Origin of the sequence: Methylibium sp. T29-B (assembly GCF_000576225.1) — a bacterium.
Lineage (GTDB): Bacteria > Pseudomonadota > Gammaproteobacteria > Burkholderiales > Burkholderiaceae_C > Methylibium > Methylibium petroleiphilum.
Genome location: NZ_AZSN01000078.1, coordinates 1 through 18,067, shown reverse-complemented (window position 1 = coordinate 18,067; position 18,067 = coordinate 1). Strand labels below are relative to the sequence as shown.

The 18,067-nt window shown below is 69.5% G+C and carries 14 protein-coding genes and 3 pseudogenes; 15 read left to right on the top strand and 2 right to left on the bottom strand.

Annotated elements, in window-relative coordinates; genetic code table 11:
• Positions 1-200 precede the first annotated feature (200 nt).
• The 15 genes and pseudogenes from mraY to Y694_RS13120 all read left to right on the top strand — a co-directional run bounded on the left by mraY (position 201) and on the right by Y694_RS13120 (position 16,822).
• Complete coding sequence (gene mraY, locus Y694_RS13190) at positions 201-1,382, top strand: phospho-N-acetylmuramoyl-pentapeptide-transferase (protein ID WP_011828059.1); 1,182 nt, start codon at positions 201-203, stop codon at positions 1,380-1,382.
• Between the two features lie 212 nt (positions 1,383-1,594).
• A pseudogene (gene murD, locus Y694_RS26775) lies at positions 1,595-3,119 on the top strand (UDP-N-acetylmuramoyl-L-alanine--D-glutamate ligase).
• A 124-nt stretch (positions 3,120-3,243) separates the two neighbouring features.
• On the top strand, positions 3,244-4,407 hold the full coding sequence (ftsW, locus tag Y694_RS13180) for a putative lipid II flippase FtsW (protein WP_409072483.1): 1,164 nt from the start codon (positions 3,244-3,246) through the stop codon (positions 4,405-4,407).
• A 115-nt stretch (positions 4,408-4,522) separates the two neighbouring features.
• Positions 4,523-5,626 carry an undecaprenyldiphospho-muramoylpentapeptide beta-N-acetylglucosaminyltransferase gene (gene murG / locus Y694_RS13175; RefSeq protein WP_036233163.1) on the top strand — a complete coding sequence of 368 codons (1,104 nt, stop codon included), beginning with the start codon at positions 4,523-4,525 and terminating at the stop codon, positions 5,624-5,626.
• Positions 5,627-5,731: 105 nt separating this feature from the next.
• Positions 5,732-7,141 (top strand): UDP-N-acetylmuramate--L-alanine ligase, encoded by a 1,410-nt coding sequence (murC, locus tag Y694_RS13170; protein ID WP_011828063.1) that lies wholly within the window; start codon positions 5,732-5,734, stop codon positions 7,139-7,141.
• Positions 7,138-8,097 carry a D-alanine--D-alanine ligase gene (locus Y694_RS13165; protein WP_011828064.1) on the top strand — a complete coding sequence of 320 codons (960 nt, stop codon included), beginning with the start codon at positions 7,138-7,140 and terminating at the stop codon, positions 8,095-8,097. Before murC ends, Y694_RS13165 begins: the two co-directional genes overlap by 4 nt.
• A 7-nt stretch (positions 8,098-8,104) precedes the next feature.
• The gene (locus Y694_RS13160; RefSeq protein ID WP_011828065.1) at positions 8,105-8,911 is read left to right on the top strand and encodes a cell division protein FtsQ/DivIB; all 807 of its coding nucleotides are present in this window, start codon (positions 8,105-8,107) and stop codon (positions 8,909-8,911) included.
• A 20-nt stretch (positions 8,912-8,931) separates the two neighbouring features.
• A pseudogene (gene ftsA, locus Y694_RS13155) lies at positions 8,932-10,160 on the top strand (cell division protein FtsA).
• A 57-nt stretch (positions 10,161-10,217) separates the two neighbouring features.
• Positions 10,218-11,434 (top strand): annotated as a pseudogene (gene ftsZ / locus Y694_RS13150) (cell division protein FtsZ).
• A 177-nt stretch (positions 11,435-11,611) separates the two neighbouring features.
• Positions 11,612-12,547, top strand: a complete 936-nt coding sequence (gene lpxC, locus Y694_RS13145; protein WP_011828068.1) for a UDP-3-O-acyl-N-acetylglucosamine deacetylase — start codon at positions 11,612-11,614, stop codon at positions 12,545-12,547.
• A 47-nt stretch (positions 12,548-12,594) separates the two neighbouring features.
• Positions 12,595-12,780 (top strand): hypothetical protein, encoded by a 186-nt coding sequence (locus tag Y694_RS13140; RefSeq protein ID WP_011828069.1) that lies wholly within the window; start codon positions 12,595-12,597, stop codon positions 12,778-12,780.
• A 15-nt stretch (positions 12,781-12,795) separates the two neighbouring features.
• The gene (locus Y694_RS13135; protein ID WP_011828070.1) at positions 12,796-13,011 is read left to right on the top strand and encodes a hypothetical protein; all 216 of its coding nucleotides are present in this window, start codon (positions 12,796-12,798) and stop codon (positions 13,009-13,011) included.
• A gap of 67 nt (positions 13,012-13,078) precedes the next feature.
• Positions 13,079-13,879, top strand: a complete 801-nt coding sequence (locus Y694_RS13130; RefSeq protein WP_011828071.1) for a quinoprotein dehydrogenase-associated SoxYZ-like carrier — start codon at positions 13,079-13,081, stop codon at positions 13,877-13,879.
• A gap of 127 nt (positions 13,880-14,006) precedes the next feature.
• Positions 14,007-14,903, top strand: coding sequence for a quinoprotein relay system zinc metallohydrolase 1 (locus Y694_RS13125; RefSeq protein ID WP_051495765.1), 897 nt, complete (start codon positions 14,007-14,009; stop codon positions 14,901-14,903).
• A 176-nt stretch (positions 14,904-15,079) separates the two neighbouring features.
• On the top strand, positions 15,080-16,822 hold the full coding sequence (locus tag Y694_RS13120) for a PQQ-dependent methanol/ethanol family dehydrogenase (RefSeq protein WP_011828073.1): 1,743 nt from the start codon (positions 15,080-15,082) through the stop codon (positions 16,820-16,822).
• A 95-nt stretch (positions 16,823-16,917) separates the two neighbouring features.
• On the opposite strand, the gene Y694_RS13115 is transcribed toward Y694_RS13120, so the two are convergent.
• Positions 16,918-17,427: a c-type cytochrome gene (locus Y694_RS13115; protein ID WP_036233159.1), complete on the bottom strand. Its 510-nt coding sequence runs from the start codon at positions 17,425-17,427 to the stop codon at positions 16,918-16,920.
• 3 nt (positions 17,428-17,430) lie between these two features.
• Positions 17,431-18,067 (bottom strand): pentapeptide repeat-containing protein (locus Y694_RS13110; RefSeq protein ID WP_231497683.1); only part of this gene is annotated, 637 nt, incomplete at its 5' end.

Below are 18,067 nucleotides of genomic sequence, written 5' to 3'. Positions count from 1 at the left end.
CTTCGGCCCGGCCGCACGGGCCCACGCGAGCGTGGCCGAGCTGATCGCGGCGCTGGGGCCGGACACGCACGCCGCCCCGGAGGCCGCGTCCATCGTCGTCAAGGGCTCGCGCTTCATGAGATGGAGCAGGTGATCGCCGCGCTGCAGGCCCCTGGCGCCGCATCGCCCACCCCGCACTGAACCGAAGGCATCGCAACTTCATGCTGATCTCCCTGTCGCAATGGCTGCAACTGCTCTATCCCGAGCAGCTCGGTTTCCTGCGCGTGTTCCAGTACCTCACCTTCCGCGCCGTGATGGCGGCGATGACGGCCCTGCTGATCGGTCTGGCGCTCGGCCCGATCGTGATCCGGCGGCTCACCGAGCTGAAGATCGGCCAGCCGATCCGCGAGTACGGCGTCGCCGAGCACATGGTGAAGCAGGGCACGCCGACGATGGGCGGCGCGCTGATCCTGCTGGCCATCGCGATCAGCACGCTGCTGTGGTTCGACTGGAGCAACCGCTTCGTCTGGATCGTGATGATCGTGACCTTCGGCTTCGGCGCGATCGGCTGGGTCGACGACTGGCGCAAGGTGGTCGACAAGAACCCCGAGGGCATGCGCTCGCGCGAGAAATACTTCTGGCAGTCGCTGATCGGGCTGGTGGCCGCGCTCTACCTGGCGTTCAGCGTGTCCGAGACCTCGAACCTGCGCGTGCTGGAGCTGTTCATCCGCTGGGTGCAGAGCGGCTTCTCGAACGACCTGCCGCCCAAGGCCGACCTGATCGTGCCCTTCTTCAAGAGCATCAGCTACCCGCTGGGCGTGTTCGGCTTCATCTTCCTGACCTACGTGGTGATCGTGGGCAGCAGCAACGCGGTCAACCTGACCGACGGCCTCGACGGGCTGGCGATCATGCCGGTGGTGATGGTGGGCTCGGCGCTCGGCATCTTCGCCTACGCGACCGGCAGCTCGGTGTACGCCAACTACCTGCTGCTGCCGCACATTCCCGGCGCCGGCGAGCTGATGATCTTCTGCGCCGCGATGGCCGGCGCGGGGCTGGCCTTCCTGTGGTTCAACGCCTACCCGGCGCAGGTGTTCATGGGCGACGTGGGCGCGCTCGCGCTCGGCGGCGCGCTCGGCACCATCGCGGTCATCGTGCGCCAGGAGGTGGTGCTGGCGATCATGGGCGGCATCTTCGTGCTCGAGGCGCTGTCGGTGATGGCGCAGGTCACCTGGTTCAAGTACACGAAGCGGCGCTACGGCGCCGGGCGGCGCATCCTGCTGATGGCGCCACTGCATCACCACTTCGAGAAGTCGGGCTGGAAGGAGACGCAGGTCGTCGTGCGCTTCTGGATCATCACCATGCTGCTGTGCCTGGTCGGGCTGTCCAGCCTGAAGCTGCGCTGAATCGCCGCCGATGAGCCTCTTCCAGAATTCGTCGACCGTGCTCGTGCTGGGCCTCGGCGACTCGGGCCTCGCGATGGCGCAGTGGTGCGCGCGCCAGGCGCCGCGGTGCGCGTGCCGACAGCCGCGAGGCGCCGCCGCAGGCCGCAGCGTTGGCCCAGGCGCTGCCGGGCGCGACGCTGCACCACGGTTTCGACGCTGGCCTGCTGGACGGCGTGCAGCGCGTGCTGAAGAGCCCGGGCCTGTCGCCGCTGGACCCGGTGCTGGCGCCGCTGCTGGCGCGCGCGGCCGAGCTTGGCGTACCCGTCGAGGGCGAGCTCGACCTGTTCGCGCAGGCCCTGGCCGGGCTGAAGGCCGAACGCGGCTACGCACCCAAGGTGATCGCCATCACCGGCACCAACGGCAAGACCACCACCACGGTGATGTGCGGCCAGCTGATCGAACGCAGCGGATTGCGCGTGGCGGTGGCCGGCAACGTGGGCCCGACGATGCTGGGCACGCTGGCGGCGGCGCTGGAGCAGGAAGGTGAACCGGAATGCCCCTCACCCCAGCCCTCTCCCGCCCCAGGGGGAGAGGGAGACGAACCGCCGGCTCCCACTCCGATCTCAGCGGGAGAGGGCGGGGGTGAGGGCCTTTCCGTGTCCGAACCTGCCGACGACGACGAAGCCCCGCTGCAGCTCGCCCCGCCGCCGCCCGCGGCGCCGGTGTTCGAGCACCTTCCCGAGGCCTGGGTGCTGGAGCTGTCGAGCTTCCAGCTCGACGGCGTGCGCGGCTTCGTGCCGGACGCCGCGGTGGTGCTGAACATCACGCAGGACCACCTCGACTGGCACGGCTCGATGCCGGCCTATGCCGCGGCGAAGGCGCGCATCTACGGCCCGGCCGACGCCTGGGGCTGCACGATGGTGGTCAACCGCGACGACGTGCAGGTCGAGGCCATGGTCCCGGCGCCATTGCCGCAGAAAGGCCGCTTCGCGAAGCCGCTGGCGCGCAAGGTGGTCCGCTTCGGGCTCGACGCGCCGCAGCGCCCCGGCGACTACGGGCTGGTGGTCGAGAACGGCATGGCCTGGCTGGTGCGCGCGCTGGAGGCCGACGAGACGATCAAGCGCCGCAAGGGCGACACCGAGGACGAGGAGATCCACCTGCAGCGCCTGATGCCGGCCGACGCGCTGCGCATCCGCGGCCGCCACAACGCCGCCAATGCGCTGGCCGCGCTGGCGCTGGCCACCGCCATCGGCCGGCCGCTGGCGCCGATGCTGCACGGCCTGCGCGAGTACGGCGGCGAGCCGCACCGCGTGGATTTCGTCGCCACGGTCGGGGGGCGTCGAGGCCTACGACGACAGCAAGGGCACCAACGTCGGCGCCACGGTGGCCGCGCTCGAGGGTCTGGGCGCCGACAAGACGCCGGCCAAGCTGGTGGTGATCCTCGGCGGCGACGGCAAGGGCCAGGACTTCACGCCGCTGGTCGCGCCGGTGGCGCGCCATGTGCGCGCGGTGGCGCTGATCGGCCGCGATGCGCCGGCGATCGAGGCGGTGCTCGCGGCCGGCAGCGTGCCGCTGGCGCGGCACGACACGCTGCAGACCGCCACCCGCTGGTGCTTCGAGCAGGCGCGCGCCGGCGATGCCGTGCTGCTGAGCCCGGCCTGCGCCAGCCTGGACATGTTCCGCAACTACGCGCAGCGCGCCGAGGTGTTCTGCGACACCGTGCGCGAGCTGGCGTGCGAGCACGGGGAGACGGCATGAGCCGCGCCGCGTCGTCCGCCGCCGTCGGCGCCCGCCCGGGCTGGCCGCGCTGAAGGAGCGCGCGGCGCGCTGGCTGGGCCGCGGTGCGGGCAGCGAGACACTGCCGATCCGCGACTGGGTCAGCGTGTCCAACGGCCAGCCGGCGCGCCTGCTGGGCTTCGATCAGATGATGGTCTGCGTGGTGATCGCGCTGCTCGCGCTCGGCCTGGTGATGGTCTATTCGACCTCGATCGCGCTGCCGGACGACCCGCGCACCGCGCGTGTCGCGCCCACCCACCACTACCTGATGGTGCGCCATGCCTTCGGCCTGTTGATCGCGCTGGGCGCGTCGCTCGCGGTGGTGCAGGTGCCGCTGCGGCTGTGGGAGCGCTGGGCGCCGTGGCTGTTCGTCGCCGCGCTGGTGCTGCTGGTGCTGGTGCTCATCCCGCACATCGGGCGCGCCAGCAAGGGCGCGCGGCGCTGGATCCCGCTGGGTTTCATGAGCTTCCAGCCCAGCGAACTGGCCAAGCTGGGCATCGCCATGTATGCCGCCAGCTACATGGTGCGCAAGATGGAGATCAAGGAGCACTTCACGCGCGCCGTGGCGCCGATGGCGGCCGCGCTCGCGGTGATCGGCGTGCTGCTGCTGGCCGAGCCCGACATGGGCGCGTTCATCGTCATCGCAGCCATCGCGATGGGCATCCTGTTCCTCGGTGGCGTGAACGGCCGCATGTTCCTGCTCAGCATCGCGGTGCTGCTGGGCGCCTTCGTGTCGATGATCATCGCGAGCCCCTGGCGGGCCGAACGCATCCTGGCGTTTCTCAGCCCCTGGGACCCGCTGTACGCGCAGGGCAAGGGCTACCAGCTCACGCATTCGCTGATCGCGCTGGGCCGCGGCGAGATCTTCGGCCAGGGCCTGGGCTCCAGCGTCGAGAAGCTGCACTACCTGCCGGAGGCGCACACCGACTTCCTGCTGGCGGTGATCGGCGAGGAGCTGGGCTTCGTCGGCGTTGCGCTGGTGATCGCCGCCTTCTTCTGGCTCACGCGCCGCATCTTCCACATCGGCCGCCAGGCGATCGCGCTCGACCGCGTGTTCTCCGGCCTGCTGGCGCAGGGCATCGGCATCTGGATGGGCGGTCAGGCGTTCATCAACATGGGCGTGAACCTCGGCGTGCTGCCGACCAAGGGCCTGACGCTGCCGCTGATGAGCTACGGCGGCTCGGCGATCCTGATGAACTGCGTGGCGTTGGCGATCGTGTTGCGGGTCGATATCGAGAACCGGCAGCTCATGCGAGGAGGGCGCGCGTGAGCGGCGCTTTCATCCAGGGCATGGCTGAGGCTATCGGCTTGGTGCGGTGCCGTGCGCGGCAGCCCGCCGGGTCTCGCCCCGGCGCGGTGCCGTCCGCAGGTGCAGGAGTCACGCCATGACTCAACGCCACCTCGTCGTCATGGCCGCCGGCACCGGCGGCCACATCATTCCCGGCCTGGCCGTCGCCCAGGAGATGCAGCACCGCGGCTGGACCGTCAGCTGGCTCGGCACCGAGCAGGGCATGGAGAACCGCCTCGTGCCGCCGGCCGCCGAGTCGGGCATCGAGATGGACACCATCGCCTTCAGCGGGCTGCGCGGCAAGGGCCTGCTGCACACGCTGACCGGCGGCCTGCGGCTGCTGGGTGCGTTCGCGGCCTGCGTGAAGATCCTGCGCCGCCGCGCCACCACCGCGGTGCTGGGCATGGGCGGTTATGTGTGCTTCCCGGGCGGGCTGATGGCCTCGCTGCTGGGCAAGCCGCTGATCCTGGTCAATGCCGATGCGGCGCTGCTGATGAGCAACCGCGCGCTGAAGCCGGTGGCCGACCGCATCGCCTTCGGCTTCGACGGCGCCGCGGCAGCCACCACGAGGCAGGCGGTCGTCACCGGCAATCCGGTGCGTGCCGAGATCGAGACACTGCCCGAGCCGCCGGTGCGCTACGCCGGGCGCGAGGGACCGCTGCGCGTGCTGGTGGTCGGGGGCAGCCTGGGGGCGCGCGTGCTCAACGAGACCCTGCCACAGGCGCTGGCCCTGCTGGCGCCCGCGGAACGGCCGCGCGTGCTGCACCAGACCGGCCAGCTCAACCGCGACGGCGTGAAGGAGGCCTATGCGGCCGTGGGCATCGACGACGGTGTCGAGGTGCTGGCCTTCATCGACGACATGGCCGCGCGGCTCGCGCACTGCGACGTGGTGATCTGCCGTGCCGGCGCAGTGACGGTCAGCGAGCTGTGTGCCGCCGGCGTGGCGAGTGTCCTGGTGCCGCTGATCGTGAGCACCACCTCGCACCAGCGCGACAACGCGCTCTACATGGCGCAGCACGGTGCGGCGATCCACCTGCCGCAGAGCGAGTTGACGCCGCAGGCGCTGGCCGAGCGGCTGCGCACGCTGGACCGGCCGCAGTTGCTGGGCATGGCCGAGAAGGCGCGTGCGCTGTCACGCCCGCGCGCCGCGGCCCGTGTGGCCGACGAGATCGAGCGTCTCGTGCGAAAGGACGGGCTGTGATGAACCTGCAGACACTTGCGCACGCGGGCCGAGCGCCGGGCCGCCCCAAGCCGGCCCGTATCCCCGCGGGGATCGGCCGACGTACGCGTCGGACGAGGGGCTGTCATGAAGCACGCAGTCAAGCACATCCACTTCGTCGGCATCGGCGGCGCCGGCATGAGCGGCATCGCCGAGATCCTGCACAACCTGGGCTACCGGGTGTCGGGCTCCGACCAGAGCGACGGCGCGACGACGCGGCGGCTGGCCTCGCTGGGCATCCGCGTGGCGATCGGCCACGACGCTGCGCACATCGCCGGCGCCGAGGCGGTGGTCACGTCCACCGCGGTGAAGGGAGACAACCCCGAGGTGATCGCGGCGCGGTCCCGGCGCGTGCCGGTGGTGCCGCGCGCGGTGATGCTGGCCGAGCTGATGCGCCTGAAGCAGGGCATCGCGATCGCCGGCACGCACGGCAAGACCACCACCACCTCGCTGGTCGCCAGCGTGCTGGCCGAAGCCGGGCTGGACCCGACCTTCGTGATCGGCGGTCGGCTCAACAGCGCCGGCGCGAACTCGCGGCTCGGCGCCGGCGACTACATCGTGGTCGAGGCGGACGAGTCGGACGCCTCGTTCCTGAACCTGCTGCCGGTGCTGAGCGTCGTGACCAACATCGACGCCGACCACATGGACACCTACGGCCACGACCTCGGCCGACTGAAGCACGCCTTCCTCGAATTCCTCCACCGCATGCCGTTCTACGGCGCGGCCATCATCTGCGGCGACGACCCCGGCGTGCGTTCCATCATCCCGATGATCTCGCGGCCGGTGGTGAGCTACGGCTTCGGCGAGGATGCGCAGATCCGCGCGGTCGACGTGCTGGCGCTGCCGGGGGGGCAGATGCGCTTCACCGCGCAGCGCCGCAACGGCGTGGTGATGCCCGACCTGCCGATCACGCTCAATCTGCCGGGCCGGCACAACGTGCTCAACGCGCTGGCGGTCATCGCGGTGGCGGCCGAGCTGGAGCTGCCCGATGCGCCGGTGCAGAAGGCGCTGGCCGCCTTCGACGGCGTGGGCCGGCGCTTCCAGCGCTACGGCGAGCTGCCGACGCCGGCCGGTGGTCGCTTCACGCTGATCGACGACTACGGCCACCACCCGGTGGAGATGGCCGCGGTGATCGCCGCGGCGCGCGGTGCCTTCCCGGGGCGCCGCCTGGTGATCGCCTTCCAGCCGCACCGCTACACCCGCACGCGCGACTGTTTCGAGGACTTCGTCAAGGTGATGGGTGGCGCCGACGCGGTGCTGCTGGGCGAGGTCTACGCCGCCGGCGAAGCGCCGATCGTGGCTGCCGACGGGCGCGCGCTGGCGCGCGCGCTGCGGGTCGGCGGCAAGCTCGAACCGGTGTTCGTGGACGAGATCGCGGCGATGCCGCAGGCCATCGCCGACAACGTGCAGGACGGCGATGTGGTGATCACCATGGGGGCGGGCTCGATCGGCGCCGTGCCCGGCCAGGTGGTCGAACTGTTGGGAGCCCACGCATGAGCGCCACCCCCGATCCCCGGTCCTTCGGCAAGGTCGCCGTGCTGATGGGCGGCACCTCGGCCGAACGCGACATCTCGCTGATGTCCGGCGGCGGCGTGCTGAAGGCGCTGCAGGACGCCGGCGTCGACGCCCACGCCTTCGATCCGAAGGATCACGAACTGGTCGAGCTGCGGCGCCAGGGCTTCCAGCGCTGCTTCATTGCGCTGCACGGTCGGCACGGCGAGGACGGCACGGTGCAGGGCGCGCTGGAGCTGCTGCGCATTCCGTACACCGGTTCGGGCGTGATGGCGAGCGCCATCGCGATGGACAAGATCATGACCAAGCGCGTGTGGCTCGCCGAAGGGCTGCCGACGCCACGCTACGTGCGGCTCGCGCCTGACGAGCAGACGCCCGAGCGGGTGCGCGGCGTGCCCGACGACCTGGGCCTGCCGTTGATCGTGAAGCCGCCGCGCGAGGGCTCGTCGATCGGCGTCACCAAGGTGCTCGGCTATTCGCAGATGCAGGACGCGGTGGCGCTGTCGGCCCGCCACGATCCCGACGTGCTGTGCGAGGAGTTCATCGACGGCGCCGAGGTGACCTGCCCGGTGCTGGGCGAGGGCGCGAATGCTCGCGCGCTGCCGGTGATCCGCATCGTGCCGCCCGAGGCCGGCTACGACTACCAGAACAAGTACTTCACCGACGAGGTGAAGTATCTCTGTCCGAGCGGCCTGCCGGCGGACGAGGAGGCCGAGATCCAGCGCATCGTGCTGGCCGCCTACCGAGCGCTGGGCTGCCGCGGCTGGGGTCGGGCCGACCTGATGATCCGCGCCAGCGATCGCAAGCCCTTCCTGCTGGAGATGAACACCTCGCCGGGCATGACCGGCCATTCGCTGGTGCCGATGTCGGCCAAGGCCGCAGGCCTCGGCTACGAGCAGCTGTGCCTGCACATCCTGCAGGGAGCGGCGCTCGACGCCTGAGCCCCTCATGGCCCGCAGACCCCGCCTCCCCGCGAAGCCGCAGCCGCTGCCGGCCGATGTGCGCCTGATGCGCACCGGCGCCAGCGTGCTGTTCGCGTTCGCGCTGCTGGCCTTCATCGGGCTGCTGCTGACCTGGGCGCTGCGCGCGCCGCTGTTCACGCTGCGCGGCGTTCGCGTGGAGGGCGAGGTGGCGCGCAACAGCGTGACCACGATCCGTGCCAATGCGATGCCCAAGCTGAGCGGCAACTTCTTCAGCCTCGATCTCGCGCAGGCCCAGGAGGCCTTCCAGTCCGTGCCCTGGGTGCGGCGGGCCGCGGTGCAGCGGGTGTGGCCGAACCGGCTGGCCGTGCGCCTCGAAGAACACCACGTCGCCGCATGGTGGCACCAGGAGGACGGCGACGACAAGCTCGTCAACGTGCAGGGGGAGGTGTTCGAGGCGAACCCGGGCGACGTCGAGGACGAGAACCTGCCGGTGCTGCAGGGGCCGGAGGGCAGTTCGGCGTCGATGCTCGCGATGTACCGGCGGCTGGTGCCGGCGTTCGAGGCCATTGGCGCGAGCATCGAGACGCTGGCGATGAGCGCGCGCGGTTCCTGGCGAGCCGAGCTGGACAGCGGCGCGCAGGTCGAGCTCGGCCGCGGCGGCGAGGACGAGGTGATGGCGCGGGTGCAGGCCTTCGTGGGCACCGTGCCGCAGCTGACGGCGCGCTACGAGCGCCCGCTGGCGTATGCAGACCTGCGCCACGCCGACGGCTACGCGCTGCGGCTCAAGGGCATCGGCACGGCGGCGCCGACGGCGGCGGCAGGCAGGAAATAGAAGGAAAAGGCGGGAAGCACATGGCCAAGGAATACAAGGATCTCGTCGTCGGGCTCGACATCGGCACCGCCAAGGTGATGGCGGTGGTGGCCGAGGTGCTGCCCGAGGGTGAGCTGCGCGTCGCCGGCATCGGCACCGCGCCGGCCCATGGGCTCAAGCGCGGCGTGGTGGTGAACATCGACGCGACGGTCCAGTCCATCCAGCAGGCCTTGAAGGAGGCCGAGATGATGGCCGACTGCAAGATCACGCGCGTCTACACCGGCATCACCGGCAGCCACATCCGCGGCCAGAACTCCACCGGCATGGTGATCGTGCGCGACAAGGAGGTCACGCCGGTCGACGTGGCGCGCGTGATCGAGACCGCCAAGGCGATCAACATCCCGAACGACCAGCGCATGCTGCTGGTCGAGGCGCAGGAGTTCGTGATCGACGGCCACGAGGTCAAGGAGCCGATCGGCATGAGCGGCGGCCGCCTCGAGGTCAAGGTGCACATCGTGACCGGCGCGCAGAGCGCGGCCGAGAACATCATCAAGTGCGTGCGCCGCTGCGGGCTGGAAGTGGACATGCTGGTACTCAACCCCAGCGCGTCCAGCCACGCGGTGCTGACCGACGACGAGAAGGACCTGGGCGTCGCGCTGGTCGACATCGGCGCCGGCACGACCGACGTGTCGATCTTCACCGACGGCTCGGTGCGCCACACCGCGGTGATCCCGATCGCCGGCGACCTGATCACCAGCGACATCGCGATGGCGCTGCGCACGCCGACCAAGGACGCCGAGGAGATCAAGGTCGAGCACGGCGTGGCCAAGCAGCTGCTGGCCGATCCGAACGAGCAGGTCGAGGTGCCGGGGCTCGGCGACCGCGGCCCGCGCATGCTCAGCCGCCAGGCGCTGGCCGGCGTGATCGAGCCGCGCGTCGAGGAGATCTTCTCGCTGGTGCACCAGGTGATCCGCGAGAGCGGCTACGAGGAGCTGCTGTCCAGCGGCATCGTGCTCACCGGCGGCACCGCGGTGATGCCCGGCATGGTCGAGCTGGGCGAGGACATCTTTCTGAAGCCGGTGAGGAAGGGGCTGCCCACCTACGCCGGCGCACTGTCAGACATGGTGGCGAGCCCGCGCTCGGCCACCGTGATGGGCTTGCTCGAAGAGGCGAGGCTCGCGCGCACGCGCGGCATGAAGGCAGCGCAGCAGGCGGGTCGGTCCAGACCCTGTTCGGCCGCGTCAAGGATTGGTTCATCGGGAATTTTTAGGGCGTCATCCAGCCCACGTTTTCAACCGGCAACTGCATCAGACGAAGGAGGTCCACCATGGCCATCGAGATGATTGAAGAATTCGAGCTCGGCACGAAGATCAAGGTGATCGGCGTGGGCGGCGGCGGCGGCAACGCTGTCGAGCACATGATCAACGAGGGCGTGCAGGGCGTGGAGTTCATCTGCGCGAACACCGACGCGCAGGCGCTGCACCGCTCCAAGGCCGACCAGCTCATCCAGCTCGGCAGCACCGGCCTGGGCGCGGGCTCCAAGCCGGCCGCCGGCAAGGCCGCGGCCGACGAAGCCGAGGGCCGCATCCGCGACGCGATCGCGGGCGCCAACATGATCTTCCTGACTGCCGGCATGGGCGGCGGCACCGGCACCGGCGCCGCGCCGGTGATCGCGCGCGTGGCCAAGGAGATGGGCATCCTGACGGTGGGCGTGGTGACCAAGCCTTCGATTTCGAGGGCGGCCGGCGCATGAAGCAGGCCGAGGCCGGCCTGCAGGAGCTGGAAGCCAACGTCGACTCGCTGATCGTGGTGCTCAACGAGAAGCTGCTCGAGGTGCTGGGCGACGACGTGTCGCAGGACCAGGCCTTCAAGCAGGCCAACGACGTGCTGAAGAATGCCGTGGGCGGCATTGCCGACATCATCCACATCGATGCGTCGATCAACGTCGACTTCGAGGACGTGAAGACGGTGATGAGCGAGCCCGGCAAGGCGATGATGGGCACCGCGATCGCGACCGGACCGGACCGCGCCAACAAGGCGGCCGACTCGGCGGTGGCCTGCCCGCTGCTCGAGGGCATCGACCTGTCGGGCGCGCGCGGTGTGCTGGTGCTGATCGCGGCGAGCCGCGCCAGCCTGAAGCTGAGCGAGAGCAAGAACGCGATGAACACCATCCGCCGTTACGCCGCGGAAGACGCCCACGTGATCTTCGGCGCCGCCTACGACGAGAGCCTGGGCGACCAGCTGCGCGTGACCGTGATCGCCACCGGACTCGCGCCGGCCCGCCGTGTGCAGGCGCCGATGACGGTGGTGCACAACGCCACGCTGCAGCGGACCGGCACCGACAACATCCCGGTGCTGAACCAGCCGCTGCACACGCAGGGCGGGCTGTCCGCCGCGCCGACCCAGCACGACTACGCCGGCATGCAGGTGCCGAGCGTGTGGCGCAGCGGGCGCACCCAGGCCGCGGCGAAGGTGGATGCGCTGGCGAGCAACGGCATGGACGAGATCGAGATCCCGGCGTTCCTGCGCAAGCAAGCCGATTGATGACGACCACCCCCGTTGCGCCTTCGGCGCTCCCCCTCGAGGGGGCGGCGCTGGCGGGCCGGCGGAGCCGGACCCGCGGCGCCTGCTCGGTGAAGGCAACGTGCGGTGGAAAGTTGCTAACGAGGTGATAGCGCGGCCCTGCAAGCCGGTCGGGGCTGCGCTTTTTACAATGACAGCATGCTGCAGCAACGCACCCTGAAGTCGATCACGCGCGCCGTCGGGGTGGGCGTGCACAGCGGGCAGCGGGTCGAGCTCACGCTGCGGCCGGCGGCGCCCGACACGGGCATCGTGTTCCGGCGTGTCGATCTGCCGAGCCCGGTGGACATCCCGGCACGCTTCGACGCGGTGTGCGATACGCGCATGGCCTCCAGCATTTCGCCCGGGGGCGACCCGGGCGGCCCGAAGGTGCAGACGATCGAGCACTTCATGTCGGCCTGCGCCGGGCTGGGCATCGACAACCTGCTGGCGGACATCACGGCCGACGAGATGCCCATCCTCGACGGTTCGGCCTCCAGCTTCGTGTTCCTGCTGCAGAACGCGGGCATCGAGCTGCAGAAGGCGCCCAAGCGCTTCATCCGCGTGCTGAAGACCGTGGAAGTTCGCGACGGCGAGGGGCCCGGTGCCAAGTGGGCCCGTCTCGAGCCCTATCACGGCTACAAGCTCGCGTTCGAGATCGTGTTCGACCACCCGGCGGTGAGCCAGACCGGCCAGCGCGTGGAGTTCGAGTTCGGCGAGGGTCAGTACCAGCGCGACATTGCGCGAGCGCGGACCTTCGGCTTCGCCAAGGACGTGGACGCGATGCGCGCGCGTGGCCTGACGCTGGGCGGCAGCATGGACAACGCGATCGTCGTCGACGACCACCGTGTGCTTAACGCCGACGGGCTGCGCTATGACGACGAGTTCGTGAAGCACAAGCTGCTCGACGCCATTGGCGACCTGCACATCGCCGGCCACGCGCTGCTGGCGAGCTACACCTCGTTCAAGGGCGGGCACGCGCTGAACAACACGCTGCTGCGTGCGCTGTTCGCCGATCCGACGGCCTACGAGATGACCACGTTCGCGCGCGAGGCCGATGCGCCGCGCGGCTTCGCCGAACTGCCGCCGGCCTGGTAGCCGCGGCGCCGGTCGGTCCGGCCGCCGTCCCGCTTAGACTGCCGCCCATGCTGGTGTTTCGATGGATCCTGTTGCTGCTGCTGGTTGCCGGCGTGCTGTGCTTCGCGATGTATGCGGGCACCGGCCAAGCGCGCTGGCGTGACATCGGCCTGCGCATCGTCAAGTGGACGGTGGTGGCAGCGCTGGGCTTCTTTGCGGTTCTGATCCTCGAGCGCCTGGCGCGCATGGTGTGAACGGAGATACGAGCGATGACTGTCTTCTGGTGGATCGTCGGGGTGCTGCTGATGGGGACCGGGGGTACGGCTGCGGTCACGTTCGCGCTGTACGTCAGCAGCGGCGAGGACCGCTACATGGATGTGGCGCGCGCCGCCTGGCGCTGGACCATCGTGTTCGCGCTCGGGGCCTTCAACATCACGATCTTCAAGCACATCATCCTGACCTTGATCAGCATCTGGCGGTCCTGACCTTCAGCGGCAGGCCGCCGGTCGGGATGGCCTGCAATTTGCCTTTGCATCGCTCCAGGAGGCAAAGATGTTCCCATCAGATGCGAAGTTGCAGCGCCGACACCTGGTGCTGGCGACCGCCGCGGCCTGCGTGCTGCCGGCCCGTGCGGCCACCGACGAGTACGGTGGTGACCCTTATCGCTCGGCGCAGTGGCCCGAGATGGTCAAGGAGTTCCTGGGTGCGAAGTCGCGGGTCGAGTTCGACCCGCGCGTGCAGGTCAAGGGGCCGACGATGGCGGAAAACCCGATGGTCGTGCCCATCACGGTCTCGGCGCCGGACCTGGCCGACATCCAGCAGATCGTCGTGCTGGTGGACCGCAATCCGATCCGCAAGGTGCTGGAGTTCGAACCGCTGGACGGGACCCGGGCCGCCATTTCCTTCCGTTTCAAGCTGGAGCAGGCCAGCGCCGTGCGCGCCGCGGCGCGCACCCGCGATGGCGTCTGGCATGTCGGTGGCACCTGGGTCGAATCGTCGGGGGGCGGCTGCACGGTGGCCGGCGTGACCCGGCAGGACGGCAGCTGGTCGCAGACGCTCGGCCAGGTGAGCGGACGCTTCTTCGGCGATGCCGTCGAGGCGCCGGGTGCGCGGCTGCGTGTGCGGGTGATGCATCCGATGGACACCGGCCTGGTGGGCGGCATTCCGGCGTTCTATCTGCGCCGCATGGCCGTCACCGACGGGGGGGGCGTGGAGTTGTTGCGCCTGTCGACCTACGAACCGATCAGCGAGAACCCCGTGTTCTCGTTCGACTTCCAGGGCCGACCGCCGGGGCCGTTCCGTGTGACCGGGGTCGACAACAACGGCAACCGCATCGACGGGCAAATCATATGAATCACCCCCGTTGCGGCTGCGCCGCTCTCCCTCGAGGGGCGACGCTGGCGGGCCGGCGGAGCCGAACCCGCGGCGTCTGCTGGCCTGGGGCAGGGCTTTGCTCGGCGTTTTGCTTTGCGGTGCAGCAATGGGGGCGGTGGCGCAGGCGGATCCGACCACGCTGGACTACCGCCTCAGCGCGCGGGCGCTGGCGCCGGACGTCTATGTGGTGGAGGGCGCCAATGCCGACTTTTCGCGCGCCAACGGCTGCAACATCATCAATACTGGCTTCATCGTCGTCGATGATGGTGTCATCGTCATCAACACCGGGCCATCGAAACGCTACGGCGAACAGCTGCGGGCGCTGGTCGGGCGCACCACCGGCAAGCCGGTGAAGCAGGTGCTGCACCTGAATCTCCACCCCGACTACTTCCTCGGCAACCAGGCCTTCGCCGACGTGCCGCGCCTGGCGACCTCCGCCACGATCGAGGGCATGCGGGCCGAAGCCAAGTCCTACGAGGACAACCTCTACCGCCTCTGCGGCGACTGGATGAAGGCCACCGAGGCGCTGCTGCCCGATCGCACGGTGGTGCCGGGGCCGCTGCTCGCTGGGAACCCGCGCTTCGAGCTGCGGGAGCTGAAGGGGCACACCGCCTCCGATCTGGTGCTGGTCGACCGGATCTCGGGTGTGGTGTTCGCCGGCGGCCTGGTGTTCGTCGACCGGGTGCCGACCACGCCCCACGCCAGGCTGCCGGACTGGTTGGCCAGCCTGGATGCGCTGGCGGCGCAGCCGTTCAAGACCCTGGTGCCCAGTCACGGGCCGGTGGTCGGCGACGCTCGCGGGATCGAGCAGACCCGGCGCTACCTGCGCTGGCTGGACGGCAGCTTCGGCGCGGCGGCACAGAGAGGCTCGGAGATGACCGAGGTGCTGGCACAGCCGGTGCCGGCCGAGTTCCGCAACTGGGCGGCGTTCGCGACCGAATACCCGCGCAACGTGGTACACCTTTACCCTGCCTACGAACTCAAATCGCTCCAGGCGCGCTGAAGCAGGCGGTGCTCCACGCGGAGACAGCCCGGACACCGGATTGCGGTGAAACCCGCAGTCAAACCCGGAAATTCTCCCGATCGGTCCGTGGCACGGGCCTTGCCCTCTGGGAGTCAGAACGCGCTTTAGCGGCCATGTCGTGTCGCACGCGTCTCACCCCCCGAGGAGACAAAACTATGCGTCTGCACCTGCTTTCTTTGTTGGTGGCTGCCGCCTGCGCCAGTGTTGGCGCCCAGGCCGCCGGCGTCACCGACGCGATGATCGACAACGATGCCAAGACCCCGAACGACGTTCTGAGCTGGGGCATCGGCTCGCAGGGGCAGCGCTATTCCCCGCTCAAGCAGGTCAACACCTCGACCGTGCAGAAGCTGGTGCCGGCCTGGGCCTTCTCGTTCGGCGGCGAAAAGCAGCGCGGGCAGCAATCGCAGCCGCTGATTCATGACGGCAAGATGTTCGTCACGGCGTCTTACTCGCGGATCTACGCGCTGGACGTCAAGACCGGCACCAAGCTCTGGAAGTATGAGCACCGCCTGCCCGAAGGCATCATGCCCTGCTGCGATGTGATCAACCGCGGTGCCGCGCTGTACGACAACCTGGTCATCTTCGGCACGCTCGACGCCCAGCTCGTCGCGCTCGACCAGAAGACCGGCGACGTGGTCTGGAAGGAGAAGATCGACGACTACGCGGCCGGCTACAGCTACACCGCCGCCCCGCTGATCGCCGGTGGCCTGCTGCTGACCGGTGTGTCCGGCGGCGAATTCGGCATCGTCGGACGCGTCGAGGCGCGCGATCCCAAGACCGGCAAGATGGTCTGGATCCGCCCGACCGTCGAAGGTCACATGGGCTACAAGTTCGACAAGGACGGCAACAAGACCGAGATCGGCATCTCGGGCACGACGGGCAAGACCTGGCCGGGCGACATGTGGAAGTCGGGCGGCGCGGCCACCTGGCTGGGCGGCACCTACGACGCCAAGACCGGCCTGGCCTACTTCGGCACCGGCAACCCCGGCCCGTGGAACAGCCACCTGCGTCCCGGCGACAACCTGTTCTCGTGCGCGACGGTCGCGATCGACGTCAAGACCGGCCAGATCAAGTGGCACTATCAGACCACGCCGCACGACGGCTGGGACTTCGACGGCGTGAACGAGTTCGTCACCTTCGACATGGACGGCAAGCGCGTCGGCGGCAAGGCCGACCGCAACGGCTTCTTCTACGTGATCGACGCCGCCAACGGCAAGCTCGAGAACGCTTTCCCCTTCGTCAAGAAGATCACCTGGGCCACCGGCATCGATCTGAAGACCGGCCGTCCCAACTACGTGCCGGAGAACCGTCCGGGCGACCCGACCGCGGGTGCCGACGGCAAGAAGGGCAACTCGGTGTTCGCGGCGCCGTCCTTCCTTGGCGGCAAGAACCAGATGCCGATGGCTTACTCGCCGGACACCAAGCTGTTCTACGTGCCGTCGAACGAGTGGGGCATGGAGATCTGGAACGAGCCCGTGACCTACAAGAAGGGCGCGGCCTACCTGGGCGCCGGCTTCACGATCAAGACGATCAACGACGAGTACATCGGCGCGATGCGTGCGATCGACCCGAAGACCGGCAAGACCGTCTGGGAAGTGAAGAACAACGCGCCGCTGTGGGGCGGTGTGCTGACGACGGCCGGCAACCTGGTGTTCTGGGGCACGCCGGAAGGCTTCCTGAAGGCCGCCGACGCGAAGACCGGCAAGGTCGTCTGGGAATTCCAGACCGGTTCGGGAGTCGTGGCGCCGCCGGTCACCTGGCAGCAGGACGGCGAGCAGTACGTCTCGGTCGTTTCCGGCTGGGGCGGCGCCGTGCCGCTGTGGGGTGGCGACGTGGCCAAGAAGGTCAACTTCCTGGAGCAGGGCGGCACCGTGTGGGTGTTCAAGCTGCCGAAGTGAACTGAGCGAGTACCACGCCCGGGATGACCGGGCGCGTTGCACGGCACGGACGCTCGCGCGTCCGTGCCGTTTTTCGTGGCCGACCGGTACCGTTCTCACGGCCTGCGGGATTCCAGGAAGGTCTTCAGCGACCACACGGCTTCCTGCGTCAGCACGCCTTCCCAGGGCGGCATGTGCGTCACGCCGACGCGGATCTTGCCGCGCAGCACCGATTCCTTGAAGTAGTGATCGTTGTCGCGCAGGCAGTGACGGCGGGCGGCCAGGTCCTTGATCTTGGCGAAGCAGTAGCTGTCGAGGCGCCGCAGGTCGGTGCCGACGTGATGGGTGGCATTGCCGTCATCGCCATGGCAGCGGGCGCAGGCCTGATTGAAGAGCGCGCGCCCGATCTCGGCGACCTGCGCGTCGCCGCGATAGGGGTTGTCTTCGCGCCATGGCGCGCCAAGCACCGGCAAGGCCGAGAGATCGATGGTCACCGGCGTCGTGATCGGTTCTGTCGACCCCTGCTGCGCCGCGACGCCGGCCGCGCCGATCAGGGCGGCGGTCAGCGCTGTCGTGCGAAGGGCCGTTGCGACGCCGCGGGGAATGCTCGTGATGGGTGAGTGCATGGCCTACCAGTCCGTGGGGCAACCGGTGCATTGATCGAAGGTCGAGTCCGGGAAGATGGCGAAGCGCAGCACGTTGCCCTTCATCGTCGCGCCGGTGAAGTTCACGGTGCTGAACTTGCCCTCCTGCAGGTTGGCGTCGACGATCTTCGCGCGCACGAACCAGGAGAAGGCGGCGCGGACCATCTCCAGATTCGCGCCGGTGAAGTCGGCATCGCTGAAGTCGCAGCGCATCACGCGCGCGAACTCCAGGTCGGCGCCGGCCAGATTCGCGCCGCGGAAGGTGGCGGTGGGCGCATTGATCTTGCCGAGCTTCGCCCCGGCCAGATTCGCGCCGTCGAGATTGGCACCGGCCAGGTTGGCGACGCGCAGGTCCGCGCCGGCCAGATTGGCGCCACGCAGGTCGGCACCGGCCAGATTGCGGGCCGACAGATCGGCGCCGCGCAGGTCGACGCCGGGGCAGCGCGTGTGCGGCCAGATGCCGCAGCCGTTGAGGTAGTCGGGCGCGGCGGCGTTGCCGTCGTCTTCCGTCGCCTGGACGGGTCGAACGCCGGCGAGGGCCGCCGTCAGCGTCACCAGCACGGCGACTGCGTGCAGCGATCGCAGGGATGAGGAGGTCATGTTGTCGTCGGCCGAAGGGGAG